Below are 17,837 nucleotides of genomic sequence, written 5' to 3'. Positions count from 1 at the left end.
AACAGATTCCTCATTTGGCGTCTTTATTGACCGTATTGAGCAGGAATTTACCGATCAAGTCTTCAAGCACCAGCGACGACTGTGTGTCGTGGATTGTCGAACCATCCTTGAGCAGGGCTGTTTCCCCGCCCACGCTGACGCCGATGTACTTCTCGCCCAGCAGACCCGCAGTGAGAATAGATGCAGTGGAGTCAGTCGGCAGATTATCTACCTTCTTGTCTACCTGCATGGTTACTCGCCCGGTGAAGCTGTCGCGATCCAGATCGATTGCCGTGACCTTGCCGATGGTCACACCGGCCATGGTCACTTTAGCTCTGACAGTCAAACCGGCGATATTGTCGAAGTAAGCGTAAAGTTTATAAGTATCGGCGGTCGGGCTGGCCGAAAGGCCACTGACTCGCAGGGCCAGCAACAGTAAAGCCAGGATGCCAGCCAGCAAGAAAAGGCCGACACCGATTTCCACAGTGCGGTTTTGCATCAGAAATCTCCAAACATCAAGGCGGTCAAAATGAAGTCAAGGCCCAGTACCGCCAGCGAGGCGTACACAACGGTCTTGGTGGTGGCGCGACTGATCCCCTCTGAAGTGGGCTCACAGTCATAGCCTTGGAATACGGCGATCCAGGTCACTACAAAGGCGAAAACGATGCTTTTGATGATGCCATTGAGCACGTCGCCGCTGAAGGTCACGCTGTTTTGCATGTTGCCCCAGTACGAGCCGTCATAGACGCCCAACCAGTCAACCGCCACCCACGAACCGCCCCAGATGCCTACCACGCTGAAAATCATCGCCAGCAGTGGCAGGGAAATGAAGCCGGCCCACAGGCGCGGGGCAACGATGTACTTGAGCGGGTCCACGCCGATCATTTCCAGGCTGGACAACTGCTCGGTGGACTTCATGTTACCGATCTCGGCAGTCAGCGCAGAACCTGCGCGCCCGGCAAACAGCAAGGCGGTGACCACCGGGCCCAGTTCACGCAACAGCGTCAGGGCGACCATCTGCCCCACTGCCTGCTCCGAGCCGTAGCTGGAGAGAATGTTGAACCCCTGCAACGCCAGCACCATGCCGATGAAAATCCCGGAAACCACGATGATGACCAGGGACATCACGCCGACGGAGTGCAGTTGTTTGAGCAGCAGACCAAAGCCGCCACCAATGCCGCCGCGACCGAGCAACGCGTGAAACAGGAAAATCGTCGAACGCCCAAGCACTTCGACCATGTCGATGCCCGAGCGACCGAAAAGGCGAACCTTTTCGATGAGAGATGTCTTGCGCATCAGCGCTTCCCCAGAAGATCTGAGCGGTAGTCCGCTGCCGGAAAATGAAAAGGCACCGGGCCATCGGGATCGCCGGTCATGAATTGGCGAATGCGCGGGTTGTCAGCGTTCATCAACTCTTCAGGCGTGCCTTGTCCCAGCACCTGACCATCGCCTACTACATAAAGGTAGTCGGCGATGCTCGCGGTTTCAGCCAGGTCGTGGGACACCACGATACTGGTGATGCCGAGCGCATCGTTGAGCAGGCGGATCAACCGCACCAGCACGCCCATGGCGATGGGGTCCTGACCGACGAAGGGCTCGTCATACATGAGGATCTGCGGATCGAGAGCAATGGCACGCGCCAAAGCGACACGGCGCTTCATGCCGCCGGACAATTCATCAGGCATCAGGTCAATGGCGCCGCGAAGGCCAACGGCCTGCAGTTTCAGCAACACGATGTCACGAATCATTTCATCGGACAGCTCGGTATGCACCCGCAGCGGAAACGCCACGTTTTCGAAAACATCGAGGTCGGTGAACAAGGCGCCGCTCTGGAACAGCACGCCCATATGCTTGCGGGCATCGAACAGATCGCTGCGCGACAGCGTCGGCAGGTTCTGGCCGTTGACCCACACTTCGCCGGCGCTAGGGCGCAATTGCATACCCATCAGGCGCAACAGGGTGGTCTTGCCGCAACCGGAAGGCCCCATGATGCCCGTGACTTTACCGCGGGGAATGCGAATATCGACGTTATTGAAGATGCTGCGCGTCCCGCGCTTGAAGGTAAGGCCCTTCAGCTCGACCGCGTAGGCGTTATCGGCACTCATCTAATCTCCTTGGGATGCAGCCTTTCACTCAGACACCATGTTTGCGACATTCGTTTGCAATGGTCGCGCAATAGTTTGCAACGGGTGCGCATTATTTAGTCACATGGGTTGGGCGGACCGAACTGGCGGCGAACTATATCACTGCTGGTACAGAGCCCCCAAGGCCGGAACAGCGCTCGTTCAGATTGGGGACAGGGAAAAAAACCCTGCCGGGCATGATTCTCTTGCTCAAGCAGAATAAACCCTGACGAACTTGCGTGAGGGAATTGATCATTACCGCTATAATCGCCGACTTTTCGTCAGGCTATACGATTTCAGACATGAGCCAATCCAGCGACCTTATTCAATCCGCACAACGCACCATCCGTCTCGAGCTAGAAGCCGTAGAAGGCTTGCTGGCCCATATCGACGCGGATTTCGTACGTGCCTGCGAGATGATTCTGGCCAGCAAAGGCCGCGTTGTCGTGGTTGGCATGGGCAAGTCAGGCCACGTCGGCAACAAGATTGCCGCTACGTTGGCCAGCACCGGAACCACGGCTTTTTTCGTACACCCGGCCGAAGCCAGCCACGGCGACATGGGCATGATCACCAAGGATGACATCATCCTGGCATTGTCGAACTCCGGCACCACCAACGAAATCGTGACCCTGCTGCCGCTGATCAAGCGCCTGGGCATCAAGATGGTCAGCATTACCGGCAACCCGGATTCGACGCTGGCCAAGGCCGCGGAAGTGAACTTGAATGTTCACGTCGCCCACGAGGCCTGCCCGCTGAACCTGGCGCCGACGTCCTCGACTACCGCTGCCCTGGTGATGGGCGATGCCTTGGCCGTGGCGCTCTTGGAAGCCCGCGGCTTTACCGCTGAAGATTTCGCGTTTTCGCATCCAGGCGGCGCTCTCGGCCGTCGCTTGCTGCTGAAAGTGGAAAACGTCATGCATTCGGGCGATGAACTGCCCCACGTCCAGCGCGGCACCCTGCTAAAGGACGCGCTGATGGAAATGACCCTCAAACGCCTGGGCATGACTGTCATTCTGGAGTCCGACGGGCGTCTGGCCGGCGTTTTCACTGACGGTGACCTGCGCCGTACGCTGGACCGCAATCTCGACATTCAAACGGCGACGATCGATGAAGTCATGACCCCTCACGGCAAGACCGCACGCCCGGAAATGCTCGCGGCCGAAGCGTTGAAGATCATGGAAGACCACAAGATTCTTGCGCTGGTAGTCGTCGACGGCGACGATCACCCGGTTGGCGCCCTGAACATGCACGACTTGCTGCGTGCGGGAGTGATGTAAATGACCAGCGACCTGCTGCAACGCGGTAAACACATCAAACTGGCGATTTTCGACGTCGATGGCGTGCTGACCGACGGCCGCCTGTACTTCCTCGAAGATGGCAGTGAATTCAAGACGTTCAACACCCTCGACGGCCAAGGCATCAAAATGTTGATGGCCGCGGGCGTGCAAACTGCGATTATCAGCGGTCGAAAAACACCGGTTGTGGAACGCCGTGCACAAAACCTGGGTATTCCTCACCTGTATCAGGGCCGTGAGGATAAACTGGTGGTTCTGGACGAGCTTCTTGGCCAACTCAACCTAAGCTATGAGCAGGTCGCCTACTTGGGCGATGACCTGCCCGACCTCCCGGTTATCCGCCGCGTAGGTCTGGGCATGGCCGTTGCCAATGCGGCGACCTTTGTTCGCGAGCACGCCCATGGCATCACCACGGCCCGTGGCGGCGAAGGTGCCGCCCGCGAGTTCTGTGAATTGATCCTGCGTGCCCAGGGCAGCCTTGAAGCGGCACATGCCGCCTACTTATAGAGCGTTTTATGCTGAGCAAAAAGATTCGCAATTTCCTGCTGTTCGGGATCATCGCCGCGCTGTTTCTGGCGGTAGGCTACTGGAATATCAGCCCCGAACGCTTTCTCGACAAGCCTGTCGGGCAGGTTGACACAGGCGCTATCGACTATTACGCAACCAACGCCTACAGCGTACAGTTCCTGCCGGATGGCAAGGTTCAGTATGAAATGACCTCGGACAAAGTCGAGCACTTGAAGTCGTCCGAAGTCACGTTGCTGACCAACCCGGACATGAACTTGTACCGCGGCACTGAGTTCCCTTGGCATGTCACCAGCAAGCATGGCGAAGTCAACCCGGACGGCACTCAGGTAGAACTGATCGACTCGGTACGTGTTGCACGTACTGACGATAAGAACCGCGACACTATTATTACCAGCAGTCGCATGACCGTTTTCCCACAACAGCAATATGCGCAGACCGAGCAAGACGTTAGAATCGACGGCGCTGGCGGTGTATCGACTGGCAAGGGAATGAAAGCGTATTTGAAAGAAAGCAGGATACACCTGCTATCGAACGTAAGAGGACAGTATGAGGCTCGTTAAAACCCTCCCTATTTTGCTCGGTCTGGGCGCAGCACTGGGAAGCGTGAGCGCCTGGGCTCTGCCGAACGATAGCCAGCAACCGATCCACATTCAGGCTGACGATGCACAGCTGGATGACAAGCAAGGCGTTGCAACCTACACCGGCGCCGTGATCATCACCCAAGGTTCGATGAAGATTACCGGCAACACGGTGACGCTCACGCGTACGCCTGCGGGTGACATCGACGTGGTGACTTCGGTGGGTAACCTGGCCTATTTCGAACAGAAGCAGGCTGCTGCAGATCCTGCTCCGATGAAGGGCTACGGCAAGACCATCCAGTATCACGCCCAGCAGAACCGTATCATCCTGATCGATCAGGCCAGGGTTGTGAGCAGCGACGGCAATACCACGGACGGTGAGAAAATCACCTATGACACCGTGAAGCAGATCGCTCAGGCTGGTCGTGCCACCGGCGCGAAGATCGGCACGCCGAAGCCGCGTATCGACATGGTTATCCAGCCCAAGCAGAAAGACGCTGCCGCTCAGCCTGCGGCTAAACCCGCTGCGAAGAAGGCAAACTAATGGCAACCCTCAAAGCCCAGCATCTGGCCAAGGCTTACAAAAGCCGTCAGGTCGTGCGCGACGTCAGCCTGTCGATCGACAGTGGCCAGATCGTCGGCCTGCTCGGCCCTAACGGTGCCGGCAAAACCACATGCTTCTATATGATCGTCGGGCTGGTCCAGGCGGATCAGGGCCGTGTATTGATCGACGACCTCGACGTGAGTCACCAGCCAATGCACGGTCGCGCACGCGCAGGTATCGGCTATCTCCCCCAGGAGGCGTCGATCTTTCGCAAACTGTCGGTGTCGGACAACATCATGGCGATCCTCGAGACCCGCAAGGAACTCGACCGTGACGGCCGCCGCAAGGAGCTGGAAAGCCTGCTTCAGGAATTCCACATCAACCACATTCGCGACAACCTCGGCATGAGCCTGTCCGGTGGTGAGCGCCGTCGCGTGGAAATCGCACGTGCACTGGCAACCGCACCGAAGTTCATCCTGCTGGACGAACCGTTTGCCGGCGTTGACCCGATCTCGGTCGGCGACATCAAACAGATCATCCATCACCTCAAAGCCAAGGGCATCGGCGTGTTGATCACTGACCACAACGTCCGTGAAACCCTCGATATCTGTGAGACGGCTTATATCGTCAACGATGGCCAACTGATCGCCGAAGGCGATTCCGCCACCATCCTGGCTAACGAACTGGTCAAGGAAGTGTACCTGGGCCACGAGTTCCGCCTGTAAGCATCGTGGTGTCACGGCTGTTCGCCAAGGCGCGCGGGAGTCAATAAAAACCTCGTTTTTTTATTGTTACCGCGCTCTAGGCAAAGCCCCCGACATCAGGCATATAATTTGCTTATGTTTGGCGCTCACGCGCCCTGTCGTGGATGGCGCATTGCGCCGGCGAATAAGGTGTTAAGCCCCTGCCATGAAACCATCGCTAGTCCTGAGAATGGGCCAGCAGCTGACGATGACACCGCAGCTGCAACAGGCCATCCGCCTGCTCCAATTGTCGACCCTGGACCTGCAACAGGAAATCCAGGAGGCCCTGGAGTCCAATCCGATGCTCGAACGCCAGGAAGAAGGCGACGACTTCGATAATGCAGACCCGCTGGCCGACAACATCGAGCAAAAACCCAACTCCGACGTGCAGGAACCCTCCTACCAGGAAACCGCCCCAACGGTGGATAACCTTGAGGAAGGCGAATGGAACGAACGCATTCCCAACGACCTCCCCGTGGATACCGCGTGGGAAGACGTTTACCAGACCAGCGCCAGCAGCCTGCCCAGCAATGACGATGACGAATGGGATTTCACCACCCGCACGTCCGCTGGCGAAAGCCTGCAAAGCCATTTGTTGTGGCAACTTAACCTCGCGCCGATGTCCGACACCGATCGCCTGATCGCTGTCACCCTGATCGACTGCATTAATAACCAGGGCTACCTGGACGAAACCCTTGATGAAATTCTCGAGGCCTTCGACCCGGAACTGGACATCGAGCTGGACGAAATCGAAGCCGTCCTTCACCGCATTCAACAGTTTGAGCCCGCCGGCATTGGCGCCCGCACCCTCAGCGAGTGCCTGCTGCTGCAATTGCGTCAACTGCCCGCCAAGACACCTTGGCTCGCCGAGGCCCAGCGCCTGGTCACCGACTACATCGACCTGCTGGGCAGCCGCGACTACAGCCAGTTGATGCGCCGCATGAAGCTCAAGGAAGACGACCTGCGCCAGGTCATCGAGCTGGTACAGAGCCTCAATCCGCGCCCCGGCTCGCAAATCGAGTCCAGCGAAGCCGAATACGTCGTTCCCGACGTGATCGTGCGCAAGGACAACGAACGCTGGCTGGTGGAGCTTAACCAGGAATCGGTGCCACGTTTGCGCGTCAACCCACAATACGCAGGCTTTGTGCGCCGCGCCGACACCAGTGCCGACAACACCTTCATGCGCAACCAGTTGCAGGAAGCGCGCTGGTTCATCAAGAGCCTGCAAAGCCGCAACGAAACCCTGATGAAAGTGGCCACCCAGATCGTCGAGCACCAGCGCGGCTTCCTGGAATATGGCGACGAGGCAATGAAACCGTTGGTGCTGCATGACATCGCCGAGGCGGTAGGCATGCACGAATCAACGATTTCCCGGGTGACCACGCAGAAGTTCATGCATACCCCACGGGGTATTTATGAGTTGAAATACTTTTTCTCCAGCCATGTCAGTACCTCCGAAGGCGGCGAATGCTCGTCCACGGCGATCCGCGCGATCATCAAAAAACTGGTTGCTGCGGAAAATCAGAAAAAGCCGTTGAGTGACAGCAAGATCGCTGGTTTACTGGAGGCACAAGGCATTCAGGTCGCCCGTCGAACCGTCGCCAAGTACCGCGAGTCCCTCGGGATCGCGCCTTCCAGCGAGCGTAAGCGTTTGATGTGACGGGCGGGCCATAGCGTTCCAGTGGCGGGTATTCCTACCCGCCGCTTTATGCACTGGCAACGAAGGAGAAGCTGTATGCAAGTCAACATCAGTGGACACCAACTAGAAGTTACCAAGCCCCTGCGTGAGTACACCGAGAGCAAGCTGAACAAGCTTGCGGGGCATTTTGACAAGATCACCAACGTGCAGGTCATCATGGAGGTCGACAAGCTCAAGCAAAAAATCGAGGCCACCCTGCACGTACCGAATGCGAAGCTAGTCGCCAATGCGGAGCATGAAGACATGTACGCAGCGATTGACTCGCTCTACGACAAGCTGGACCGCCAACTCATAAAGCATAAGGAAAAGTATCTGCACCTGATGCAAGGTACAGGTCGTTAACTCTCCCCCATGATCCAACTTGAAACCATCCTGACCCCCGGCCGTTCACTCGTGAACGCGCCGGGCGGCAGCAAGAAGAAAGCCCTCGAACACATCGCTAACCTGATCAGCCGTGAAGTGCCTGAGCTGGATGAGCAAGTTGTGTTCAAGGCTCTGATTGACCGTGAAAAGCTGGGTTCGACCGGTTTTGGTAACGGCATCGCCATTCCTCACTGCCGCCTTGAAGGCTGTACTTCGCCCGTAAGTGCACTTTTACACCTGCAAGAAAAAATCGATTTTGATGCCATCGACGGCGCCCCGGTTGACCTGCTGTTCGTGCTGCTGGTCCCGCAGGCCGCCACCGATGCACACCTGGAGCTGCTCCGGCAGATCGCCAGCATGCTCGACCGCAAGGAAGTACGCGACAAACTGCGCAGTGCCAGCAGCAACGAGGCGCTCTATCAGGTTGTCCTGGATGAACAAAACAGGCAGTAATCATGCGTTTGATCATCGTCAGCGGCCGCTCCGGCTCGGGTAAAAGCACCGCACTCAATGTCCTTGAAGACAACGGCTTCTATTGCATCGACAACCTGCCCGCCGGCCTGCTGCCGGAATTGGCCGAGCGTGCGCTGATTCATACTGAGTTGGCGCAGCCGTTGGTTGCCGTTTCAATTGATGCCCGTAATCTGCCCAGCCACCTCTCGCGCTTTCCTGAATTGCTCGAAGAAGTGCGGGCCAAGCACATCAATTGCGACGTGCTGTACCTGGATGCCGACGAAGAGACGCTGCTCAAGCGCTTCTCTGAAACCCGTCGACGCCATCCTCTGAGCAGCCCTCACCGCTCGCTGGCCGAGGCCATTGAGGACGAGACCACGCTGCTGGGACCGATCATCGACCTCGCCGATCTCAAGATCAACACCACCGGCCTGAACTTGTATCAGCTGCGCGACGCCATCAAGCTACGCCTGCTGAATCAACCAGAGCCTGGCACGGCATTTCTCGTCGAGTCGTTTGGCTTCAAACGAGGCATGCCGGTCGATGCCGACCTGGTGTTCGACGTTCGCTGCCTGCCCAACCCTTACTGGAAGCCGGAGCTGCGTGATCAGTCCGGGCTGGATCAGCCGGTGGCCGAGTACCTGGCTGCGCAACCGGATGTCGAAGAGATGTTCCAGGACATTTCCAGCTACCTGCTTAAATGGTTGCCACGTTTTGCCGCGAGTAATCGTGCCTATGTCACTATCGCCATCGGCTGCACCGGCGGCCATCATCGTTCTGTCTACCTGACTGAACGCCTGGGCCAGGTGCTGCAACAAACCCTCAAGAACGTCCAGGTTCGCCACCGCGACCTTAGCTGAAAGGAACACCTGCGCGATGCCCGCTTTGGAAATCGAAATCATCAACAAGCTGGGCCTGCACGCTCGCGCTTCCGCCAAATTCGTCGGTGTGGCCGGGCAGTTCCCCTGTCAGATCCGGGCTGGGCGCACGCCCGAATCCATGGTCGACGGCAAGAGCATCATGGCCATGATGATGCTGGCTGCCGGCAAGGGCACCAGGATTCACTTAAAGACTGAGGGTGAGCAAGAACAGGAAGCGATGGACGCTCTGGTAAAGCTGATCAATAACTTCTTTGACGAAGGCGAATAACCGCGTCTAGGCACTCGGCTTGTTGGCAGGACGCCCTCAAGCCTTACCTTCACCGGGCGACCGTCACCAAGCCTGGCCTGTGATAGTGGGCTGAGGTTTATCCCAGAGCAGTATCCATCACCATCATCAAACAGAACCCGATGCACAGCCCCAGGCTGGCAAGCTTTTCGTGACCATTGCGGCGCGATTCGGGAATCACTTCGTGCGTCACCACGAGCAACATCGCCCCAGCTGCCAGCGCGAGCCCCAGCGGCAACAAAATTTCCGCCAGGCTCACCAGCCAGGCGCAGAGCACCGCAAAGACCGGTTCGACCAACCCTGACGCAGCGCCGATCAGGAACGCTTTGGTCCGCGACATCCCTGCCCCGGCCAAGACCAGTGCAATCACTAGACCTTCCGGAACATCCTGCAGGGCGATGCCCATGGCCAGGCTGTCGGCATCCGGCATGCCGCCACCCGCGGAAACACCTACGGCCATGCCCTCCGGAATGTTGTGGGCAATGATGGCAAACACGAACAACCAAATGCGCGGTGGAATCACCGGCCTGTCCGGCGTGCCCACCAGCATTTCCGGGCTGGCGCCGGAGACCTTGCGGTCAACCAGGTACAACCCGAACGCACCGAGCATGATGCCGAAGCTGATCAAACCACTGGCTCCCCAAGGCGATAAACCAAGACCTTCAGCGGCCGCAATACCCGGCACGATCAGCGAAAAGGCCGTCGCCGCCAACATCACACCGGCGCCAAATCCCAGCAAGGTATCGCTGAGCGCCACCGGCATCCGACGAATCACCAGCACCGGGACTGCGCCCAGTGCCGTGCCAAGCGCGCAGATTGCCCCGCCCTGCAAGGCACGCAGGATGCGCGGTTCCAGATCCAGCCAGGCCAGCCCGTGGGCCACCAGCAATGCAGTACCTGCCAATAGCAGCAGCGAACCAAACGCATAGCGAAACATTCGTCCGCTGCTGATCGCCAGTGTTTCAGTGCCCATAGTCGGCCTTAGATCTTGTTATTGGATGAATATCAGGCCAAGGCGGCCTGGTAGCGTGCGGCGACTTCCGGCCAGTTGATGACGCTGTAGAAGGCGTTGATGTATTCCGGGCGGCGGTTCTGGTAGAGCAAGTAGTAGGCGTGCTCCCAGACGTCCAGGCCGAGGATCGGCGTGTTGCCGTTCATCAGTGGGCTGTCCTGGTTGCCGCTGCTCTCGACCACCAGAGTCTTTTGTGGCGTGACGCTCAACCAGGCCCAGCCGCTGCCGAATCGGGTCAAGGCCGCCTTGGTGAACGCTTCCTTGAAACTGTCGAAGCCGCCCAGTTGGGTCTCGATCGCTGTGCCTAGTGCGCCCTCGGGTTTGCCGCCGCCTTTGGGCGACATCACCGCCCAGAACAACGAATGGTTAGCGTGACCGCCACCTTGGTTGATCACCGCGGCGCGAAGTTTTTCCGGCAGTTGCTGGACGCTCGAGACCAGCTTTTCAACCGGCCAGCCCGCAAACTCGGTGCCCTCGACCGCTGCATTCAGGTTGTTGATGTAGGTCTGGTGATGCTTGGTGTAGTGGATTTCCATGGTCTGCGCATCGATATGCGGCTCCAGGGCATCATAGGCGTAGGGCAAAGCAGGCAAGGTGTAGGACATATCAATGTGCTCCGTAGTAGGGACTGTTGCGGGTCGACGCTTGCGGTTGAGCCGCAGTGCCACCCAGCAAGCGATGGGTCCGCGGGTATTCGCCGTGATCACTGATGAAGTTCAACAGTTCGACGTAGGTCTTGCTGCTCTGGCGCAGCGCCGCCTCGCGCAATTGCGGGCTCAGGCGCGAGTCCTGCATGGTCTGCAACAGGCGTTGGTGGATAGCGCACAGGTATTCCGCGCTCTCCTCGGGCTGGTTCAGGCGCAGGTGCAAGTCCGCCAGGTTGTGGTGGGAGATGACGCAAGCCGCCACTGCTTCGTCGGCATCCGCCCAGCGCTCGAATAACACTTGAGCCAAGGCCAGGGCTTGCAAATAAGCCTCGCGAGCGTCAACCAATTCGCCCTGCATAAAGCAGCGATTGGCTCGTTCGATCGTGCGTTTCCAGTGCTCCATGGTGAGCCTCCAAAGCAGAGTCGGTGATTACACGCCGCCGGCCGTGAGCTTTTCAGGATCCAGCAGGATCTCGAGTTGGCTACGTGACAAGTCGGTGTGCTCAAGGGCGACATCCATTACCGGGCGGCCTTGCTGGTAGGCCTTCTTGGCAATTTCAGCGGCTTTTTGGTAACCAATGATCGGGTTGAGGGCCGTGACCAGGATCGGGTTGCGCGACAGCGCTTCCTTGAGCTTGGCCTCGTTGACTTTGAAGCTGGCGATGGCCTTGTCCGCCAGCAATCGGCTGGAATTAGCCAGCAGTTCGAGGCTGCTGAGCAGGTTTTGGGCAATGATCGGCAGCATCACGTTGAGTTCAAAGTTGCCGGACTGGCCCGCAACAGTGATCACGGTGTCATTGCCGATGACTTGCGCAGCAACCATGGCAGTCGCTTCGGGGATCACCGGATTGACCTTGCCAGGCATGATCGAAGAGCCCGGCTGCAAGCCTTCCAGTTCGATTTCTCCCAGGCCTGCGAGCGGTCCGGAGTTCATCCAGCGCAAGTCGTTGGCAATTTTCATCAGCGAAACGGCGGTGGTTTTCAACTGGCCGGAGACGGCCACGGCGGTGTCCTGCGAGCCAATCAACGCGAACAGGTTCTTGCCCGGTGTGAATTTCACGCCGGTCAGAGTGCTCAGTTGCTGGCTGAAACGCGCAGCGAATTCCGGGTGTGCGTTGATCCCGGTGCCGACCGCCGTGCCGCCCTGAGCCAGGGCTTGCAAGCTCGGCAGCAAGTCCTGCAGGTGACCGATATTGGCTTTGAGTTGTTGTGCCCAGCCGTTGAGCACTTGGCTCATACGCACCGGCATGGCGTCCATCAAGTGGGTGCGTCCGGTTTTGATGAACGGGTGGACCTCCTCGGCCTTGCGTTCGATCACCTGCACCAAGTGCAGCAAGGCCGGCAGCGTTTGCTCGTGCAGCACCAATGCGGCGCTGACGTGAATGGTGGTGGGGATGATGTCGTTGCTGCTTTGGCCGCAGTTCACGTGGTCATTGGGGTTGACCGCCTCGCCCAGCAAACGGCTGGCGAGGGTCGCGATCACTTCGTTGGCGTTCATGTTGGAGCTGGTGCCGGAACCGGTCTGGAAGATATCCACCGGAAAGTGCGGCATGTAATCACCTTCCAGCAAACCCTGGGCGGCATCGACGATGGCTTTGCCTTGCCCTTCGCTGATCTGTTTGAGGTCGACGTTGACCTTGGCCGCGGCGGCCTTGGCCAGAATCAGGGCGCGAATGAATTGCGCTGGCATACGCAGGTTGCTGATCGGGAAGTTGTTCACCGCGCGCTGGGTTTGCGCGCCATACAAGGCCCCGGCAGGCACTTGCAGTTCGCCCATGCTGTCGCGTTCGATACGGGTGTTACTCATCGGAAGATCCTTGCACCAGGTCAGAAACGGAAAGGGAGGGCAGCAATTCGCAGGTCGCCAATTGCCAGGCAAAGGTCTGCCAGCGCTTGAGGCGGCAGGCACAGTGAGAGAGTTTTTCCAGGTCACGCAGCGGGCGCCACGCCTGGTCCAGGCACATGGATCGCCAATGCCAGGGCAAGGCGACATCGCTGGCGGTGTCGATCAACAAACGGAATGAGGTTTCAGCGATCGTCCACGGATGGGTCGCGGTGCAGCACGCCAGGTATCGACCCTCATTGAGGTAATGTTCGATCAGGCGAGGTTCATTGGGATCGAGGCCGCAGCGAATCTGACGACTCATCCAGCGCCAGCTTTCCAGGTACGGATCCTCATGCAGGACAGAACTCATGATCCACACTCATTCGGTAATGATATTTATTATTAAATGATATTGAGAATCAAAACAAGGGTGGCACGTAAATTCAGCCGTGACGCGAGCATAAAAAAGGCGCGCCATCTGTAGGATGGCGCGCCTTTATTTGAGACGTTGAGTGTTTAGCTGCCGGCGACGGTCATCCGCTCGATCAACACCGACCCCGTGCGAATATTGCTGCGCAACTCCAAATCGTTACCGACGGCAACGATCTGCTTGAACATGTCGCGCATGTTGCCGGCGATAGTCACTTCCTGGACAGCGAACTGAATCTCGCCGTTTTCCACCCAGAAACCGGCGGCGCCGCGGGAATAGTCACCTGTCACCATATTCAGGCCACTGCCCATCAATTCAGTCACCAGCAGGCCGCGGCCCATGCGACGCAGCAGCGCAGCCTGGTCTTCATCGCCATGGGTCACGAACAGGTTGTGCACGCCTCCCGAGTTGGCCGTGCTCGGCAGACCCAGCTTGCGACCGGCGTAAGTGCCCAACACGTACGAGACCAGCTCGCCCTTCTCGACGAACGGCTTGGCATAGGTCGCCAGGCCGTCACCGTCAAAGGCGGAACTGCCCATGGCACGCATCAGATGAGGACGCTCATCGATGGTCAGCCACTCAGGGAACAACTTCTGGCCGATTGCACCCTCGAGGAACGAGGACTTGCGGTACAGGTTCCCACCGGAAATCGCCCCCAGGAAGCTGCCAAACAGGCCGCCGGCAAGTTCGGCCGAGAACAGCACCGGCACTTCACATGTCGGCACCGGACGCGCGCCCAAACGGCTCGCCGCGCGCTGTGCAGCGCGCTGACCAATACTGACCGGGTTCGCCAGCAATTCACCCTGGCGGCTCACGTCGTACCAATAATCACGCTGCATCTGGCCATCGGCTTCGGCGATCATCACGCAGCTCAAGCTATGGCGAGTGGAGGCGTAACCGCCGATAAAACCGTGGCTGTTACCGTAAACACGGCAACCCTGATGGGTGCTGAGGGTGGTGCCATCAGCATTCTTGATACGGGGATCGGCATCAAATGCCGCGGCTTCGCAGATCAGCGCTTGCTCGATAGCCTGCTCAGGCGTGATGTTCCAGGCGTGAAAGAGATCAAAATCCTTCAAGTCCTTGGCCATAAGCGCTTTGTCGGCCAAGCCCGAGCTTTCATCTTCGGACGTGTGCTTGGCAATCGCCAATGCAGCAGCGACAGTTTCGCGTATCGCTTCCGGCCCGCTGGCTGACGTACTCGCCGAGCCTTTGCGCTGCCCCGAATACAAGGTGATACCAAAACCCTGATCACGATTGAATTCGACAGTTTCCACTTCCCGCTGGCGCACCGACGTCGACAGCCCCTGCTCCAGCGAGACGGCCACTTCACAGGCACTGGCACCCTGGCGCTTGGCTTCGGCAAGGATCTGCTCGACTTGTTCCTGCAGTGCCGGTAACGCTTGCGGACCGACGCTTTGGGCTGCACTCATGGTTTTCTCCACTCAAATTCTGCTTTCGGTTAAGGCCATCGAGCGACCGGGCCGGACAAGCGGCCCCCGACTGGTTATCATGGCGGCGTTTCTTTGCGGACTGCCACCATGGTTGATTCTTACGACGACTCCCTCGATGGGGAGAAAAGCAAAACCCAGGTCAAACGCGAGCTGCATGCTCTGGTTGACCTTGGCGAGCGCCTTACAACGCTCAAGCCGGATTTGGTTGCAAAACTGCCACTGACCGACGAAATGCGCCGGGCCCTGGCGGATGCGCCGAAGCACACCGCGAATATCGCGCGTAAACGGCACATCATGTTTATCGGCAAATTGATGCGCGATCAGGACACCGACGCCATTTTGACTTTGCTCGATCAACTCGATGCCTCCACTCGCCAGTACAACGAACGCTTCCATAACCTGGAACGTTGGCGTGACCGCCTGATTTCGGGCGATGACGCTGTACTGGAGAAATTTGTGGTGGACTACCCGGACGCGGACCGCCAGCAACTGCGCTCCCTGATCCGTCAGGCCCAGCACGAACTGGCGCAAAACAAGGCTCCGGCCACCAGCCGTAAAATTTTCAAGTACATCCGTGAGCTGGACGAGACTCAACGCGGCCTGCGCTGATCCTCTTCCCCGGGTGGCGTTCTGCGCCACCCGAAGCTCCACCGCTTACGACCCCGTGCCACCCACGGTGATCGCATCAATCTTCAACGTTGGCTGGCCAACGCCGACCGGCACCGACTGCCCATCCTTGCCGCACGTGCCCACGCCGCTGTCCAGCGACAGGTCGTTACCGACCATCGACACCTTGCTCATGGCTTCCGGCCCGTTACCAATCAACGTCGCCCCTTTGACCGGCGCGGTAATCTTGCCGTCTTCGATCAGGTACGCCTCGCTGGTGGAGAACACAAACTTGCCGCTGGTGATATCCACCTGGCCGCCGCCGAGATTGGCGCAGTAGATCCCGCGCTTGACCGAGGCGATGATTTCCGCCGGATCGCTTTGACCACCGAGCATGTAGGTGTTGGTCATACGTGGCATCGGCAAGTGCGCGTAGGACTCGCGACGACCGTTACCGGTGCGCGCCACGCCCATCAGGCGCGCATTGAGTTTGTCCTGCATGTAGCCCTTGAGCACACCGTTTTCAATCAGCGTGGTGCACTCGGTCGGCGTGCCTTCGTCGTCAACGCTCAACGAACCACGGCGACCCGCCAAGGTGCCGTCGTCGACGATAGTGCACAACTTGGACGCGACCATCTCGCCCATGCGCCCACTGTAGGCCGAACTGCCCTTGCGGTTGAAGTCACCTTCCAGGCCGTGGCCCACTGCTTCGTGCAGCAAAACCCCGGACCAACCCGAACCCAATACCACCGGCAAGGTACCGGCCGGTGCGGGAATGGCTTCCAGGTTAACCAGCGCCTGGCGCAGCGCCTCGCGGGCGTAGCCCATGGCGCGGTCATCGGAAAGGAAATACCGGTAGTCGGTACGCCCGCCGCCGCCATGGCCACCGCGCTCGCGACGACCATTCTGCTCGACGATCACACTGACATTGAACCGTACCAGCGGCCGTACATCCGCCGCCAGCCCACCATCGGTGGACGCCACCAGAATGCGTTCCCACACACCGGCCATGCTCACGGTCACTTGCTGTATGCGCGGGTCGAGGGCACGGGTTGCGGCATCGATACGCTTGAGCAAATCGACCTTTTCCGCACGACTGATCACTTCCAGAGGGTTATCCGGCGCGTACAACTGTGCCACGTCCTGAGTACTGAACGCCTGCACCGTGCCGTTCTGGCCCGCGCGGGAAATCGAGCGCGCTGCGCGTGCCGCCAGACCCAGTGCTTCAAGAGTGATGGCATTACTGTAGGCAAACCCGGTCTTTTCACCGGATTGCGCACGCACGCCCACGCCCTGGTCAAGGTTGAAACTGCCTTCTTTGACGATGCCGTCTTCGAGGGCCCATGACTCGGAAATCTGCCCTTGGAAATACAGGTCCGCCGCGTCGATGCCTGGCCCGGCCAGGTCGCCGAGCACGGTTTGCAAGCTTTCGATGGTCACGCCACCGGGTGCCAGGAGGTGTTCACTGACTGAGGACAACAACTCGCTCATAGGTTTGGCCTTAAATTCATCGTTCCGAAGCAGGTCGCTGCGCGCCCTGCGAGAAAAAGCGCCGATGGTTGACCACCGGCATGCGCGTCCGTATCGACGCTTGTTCACTGCTATCGCGTTCGGCCAACAACACCGCTTCGCCTTGACCCTGTTGTGTCAGCACGCGCCCCCAAGGGTCGACAATCGCTGCGTGGCCAAAGGTTTCCCGTGGGCCTGGGTGTACGCCGCCCTGAGCAGCTGCCAGCAGGTAGCACTGGGTTTCAATGGCTCGCGCCCGAATCAGCACATCCCAATGTGCAGCGCCCGTCACCGCGGTAAAGGCCGAGGGCGCGGTAATCAATTCAGCCCCCGCCGCACGCAATTCGCTGTACAGCTCGGGGAACCTCAGGTCGTAGCACACCGTCAGGCCCAATCGCCCCACCGGCGTGTCCGCTACCACTACATTGCTCCCGAAAGCATAGTCGTCAGATTCGCGATAACGACCCCGCGCATCTGCTACATCCACATCGAACAAGTGCAGCTTGTCGTAACGGGCAACGATTTCGCCCTGATCATCGATCAGCAGCGAGCAAGCGTTGGACTTGGCGTTGGGTTGGTCCTTGGGCGGCAACGGCAAAGTACCGGCCACTATCCATAAGGTGAGGTCGCGAGCGGTCTGTTTCAACCACGGCAGGATCGGGCCTTCGCCCAAAGCTTCGGCGCGGCCGAGATCGGCTACGTCACGGCGGCCCATGGCGGCGAAGTTTTCCGGCAGTACCGCCAGCTTCGCGCCGCCCGCCGCCGCTTGCTCCAGCAAGCGCCTGGCCTGGGCCAGGTTGGCCAGAACATCGCTCTGGCTGACCATTTGAATTACCGCAAAGGACATAGGCCGACACTCCGTAAAGGGCATGCGGCCATGCT

The 17,837-nt window shown here is 58.9% G+C and carries 22 protein-coding genes; 11 read left to right on the top strand and 11 right to left on the bottom strand.

The window, feature by feature from the left end; translation table 11 throughout:
- Positions 1-10 precede the first annotated feature (10 nt).
- Genes mlaD through AACW30_RS04785 form a run of 3 tightly spaced genes read right to left on the bottom strand, consistent with a single transcriptional unit; the run spans position 11 to position 2,084 of the window.
- Positions 11-478, bottom strand: coding sequence for an outer membrane lipid asymmetry maintenance protein MlaD (mlaD, locus tag AACW30_RS04795; RefSeq protein ID WP_005784855.1), 468 nt, complete (start codon positions 476-478; stop codon positions 11-13).
- Positions 478-1,275 (bottom strand): lipid asymmetry maintenance ABC transporter permease subunit MlaE, encoded by a 798-nt coding sequence (gene mlaE, locus AACW30_RS04790; RefSeq protein ID WP_106578684.1) that lies wholly within the window; start codon positions 1,273-1,275, stop codon positions 478-480. The genes mlaD and mlaE overlap by 1 nt, the downstream gene beginning before the upstream one ends.
- A complete protein-coding gene (locus AACW30_RS04785) occupies positions 1,275-2,084 on the bottom strand; it encodes an ATP-binding cassette domain-containing protein (RefSeq protein WP_200624377.1) in 810 nt (269 codons plus the stop codon). Before AACW30_RS04785 ends, mlaE begins: the two co-directional genes overlap by 1 nt.
- 320 nt (positions 2,085-2,404) lie before the next feature.
- Between AACW30_RS04785 and AACW30_RS04780 the strand changes: the two genes are divergently transcribed.
- From AACW30_RS04780 to AACW30_RS04735, 10 genes are all read left to right on the top strand, one after another.
- Positions 2,405-3,379 carry a KpsF/GutQ family sugar-phosphate isomerase gene (locus AACW30_RS04780; RefSeq protein WP_106578683.1) on the top strand — a complete coding sequence of 325 codons (975 nt, stop codon included), beginning with the start codon at positions 2,405-2,407 and terminating at the stop codon, positions 3,377-3,379.
- Positions 3,380-3,904, top strand: a complete 525-nt coding sequence (locus AACW30_RS04775) for a KdsC family phosphatase (protein ID WP_106578682.1) — start codon at positions 3,380-3,382, stop codon at positions 3,902-3,904. It begins immediately after the preceding gene.
- Positions 3,905-3,912: 8 nt separating this feature from the next.
- Positions 3,913-4,485 (top strand): LPS export ABC transporter periplasmic protein LptC, encoded by a 573-nt coding sequence (lptC, locus tag AACW30_RS04770; RefSeq protein ID WP_200624376.1) that lies wholly within the window; start codon positions 3,913-3,915, stop codon positions 4,483-4,485.
- Positions 4,472-5,047 carry a lipopolysaccharide transport periplasmic protein LptA gene (gene lptA, locus AACW30_RS04765; RefSeq protein WP_119736616.1) on the top strand — a complete coding sequence of 192 codons (576 nt, stop codon included), beginning with the start codon at positions 4,472-4,474 and terminating at the stop codon, positions 5,045-5,047. The genes lptC and lptA overlap by 14 nt, the downstream gene beginning before the upstream one ends.
- Positions 5,047-5,772 carry an LPS export ABC transporter ATP-binding protein gene (gene lptB / locus AACW30_RS04760; protein ID WP_016974288.1) on the top strand — a complete coding sequence of 242 codons (726 nt, stop codon included), beginning with the start codon at positions 5,047-5,049 and terminating at the stop codon, positions 5,770-5,772. The genes lptA and lptB overlap by 1 nt, the downstream gene beginning before the upstream one ends.
- Before the next feature lie 184 nt (positions 5,773-5,956).
- Complete coding sequence (locus AACW30_RS04755) at positions 5,957-7,450, top strand: RNA polymerase factor sigma-54 (protein WP_106578679.1); 1,494 nt, start codon at positions 5,957-5,959, stop codon at positions 7,448-7,450.
- Between the two features lie 75 nt (positions 7,451-7,525).
- A complete protein-coding gene (hpf, locus tag AACW30_RS04750) occupies positions 7,526-7,831 on the top strand; it encodes a ribosome hibernation-promoting factor, HPF/YfiA family (protein ID WP_106578678.1) in 306 nt (101 codons plus the stop codon).
- Positions 7,832-7,840: 9 nt separating this feature from the next.
- Positions 7,841-8,305: a PTS IIA-like nitrogen regulatory protein PtsN gene (gene ptsN / locus AACW30_RS04745; protein ID WP_058419319.1), complete on the top strand. Its 465-nt coding sequence runs from the start codon at positions 7,841-7,843 to the stop codon at positions 8,303-8,305.
- A gap of 2 nt (positions 8,306-8,307) precedes the next feature.
- Positions 8,308-9,165: an RNase adapter RapZ gene (rapZ, locus tag AACW30_RS04740; RefSeq protein ID WP_106578677.1), complete on the top strand. Its 858-nt coding sequence runs from the start codon at positions 8,308-8,310 to the stop codon at positions 9,163-9,165.
- 16 nt (positions 9,166-9,181) lie between these two features.
- The gene (locus tag AACW30_RS04735) at positions 9,182-9,454 is read left to right on the top strand and encodes an HPr family phosphocarrier protein (RefSeq protein WP_106578676.1); all 273 of its coding nucleotides are present in this window, start codon (positions 9,182-9,184) and stop codon (positions 9,452-9,454) included.
- Between the two features lie 97 nt (positions 9,455-9,551).
- Here the strand turns inward: AACW30_RS04735 and AACW30_RS04730 are convergent, their stop codons facing one another.
- From AACW30_RS04730 to pmbA, 6 genes are all read right to left on the bottom strand, one after another.
- Positions 9,552-10,445 carry a ZIP family metal transporter gene (locus AACW30_RS04730; RefSeq protein WP_200624375.1) on the bottom strand — a complete coding sequence of 298 codons (894 nt, stop codon included), beginning with the start codon at positions 10,443-10,445 and terminating at the stop codon, positions 9,552-9,554.
- A gap of 32 nt (positions 10,446-10,477) precedes the next feature.
- Positions 10,478-11,089, bottom strand: a complete 612-nt coding sequence (locus AACW30_RS04725) for a superoxide dismutase (protein ID WP_106578674.1) — start codon at positions 11,087-11,089, stop codon at positions 10,478-10,480.
- Position 11,090: 1 nt separating this feature from the next.
- A complete protein-coding gene (locus AACW30_RS04720; protein WP_124416444.1) occupies positions 11,091-11,534 on the bottom strand; it encodes a hypothetical protein in 444 nt (147 codons plus the stop codon).
- Between the two features lie 27 nt (positions 11,535-11,561).
- Positions 11,562-12,938, bottom strand: a complete 1,377-nt coding sequence (locus tag AACW30_RS04715) for a class II fumarate hydratase (protein ID WP_200624374.1) — start codon at positions 12,936-12,938, stop codon at positions 11,562-11,564.
- Positions 12,931-13,326 carry a FagA protein gene (locus AACW30_RS04710; protein WP_119736607.1) on the bottom strand — a complete coding sequence of 132 codons (396 nt, stop codon included), beginning with the start codon at positions 13,324-13,326 and terminating at the stop codon, positions 12,931-12,933. The genes AACW30_RS04715 and AACW30_RS04710 overlap by 8 nt, the downstream gene beginning before the upstream one ends.
- Positions 13,327-13,472: 146 nt before the next feature.
- Positions 13,473-14,819 (bottom strand): metalloprotease PmbA, encoded by a 1,347-nt coding sequence (gene pmbA, locus AACW30_RS04705; RefSeq protein WP_200624373.1) that lies wholly within the window; start codon positions 14,817-14,819, stop codon positions 13,473-13,475.
- Between the two features lie 108 nt (positions 14,820-14,927).
- Here pmbA and yjgA point away from each other — a divergent pair, with 108 nt between their 5' ends.
- Complete coding sequence (gene yjgA, locus AACW30_RS04700) at positions 14,928-15,449, top strand: ribosome biogenesis factor YjgA (protein WP_083360139.1); 522 nt, start codon at positions 14,928-14,930, stop codon at positions 15,447-15,449.
- Positions 15,450-15,494: 45 nt separating this feature from the next.
- Here the strand turns inward: yjgA and tldD are convergent, their stop codons facing one another.
- The gene (gene tldD / locus AACW30_RS04695; RefSeq protein ID WP_145165191.1) at positions 15,495-16,937 is read right to left on the bottom strand and encodes a metalloprotease TldD; all 1,443 of its coding nucleotides are present in this window, start codon (positions 16,935-16,937) and stop codon (positions 15,495-15,497) included.
- Positions 16,938-16,953: 16 nt separating this feature from the next.
- Entirely contained in the window at positions 16,954-17,802 is an 849-nt protein-coding gene (locus AACW30_RS04690; RefSeq protein WP_200624372.1) for a carbon-nitrogen hydrolase family protein, read from the bottom strand.
- Between the last annotated feature and the right edge of the window lie 35 nt (positions 17,803-17,837).

Source organism: Pseudomonas sp. MF6747, from assembly GCF_963890955.1.
In the GTDB taxonomy this organism is placed as follows: domain Bacteria; phylum Pseudomonadota; class Gammaproteobacteria; order Pseudomonadales; family Pseudomonadaceae; genus Aquipseudomonas.
Note: the sequence above shows the minus strand (reverse complement) of the source record. Positions and strands in the feature narration are given on the sequence as shown.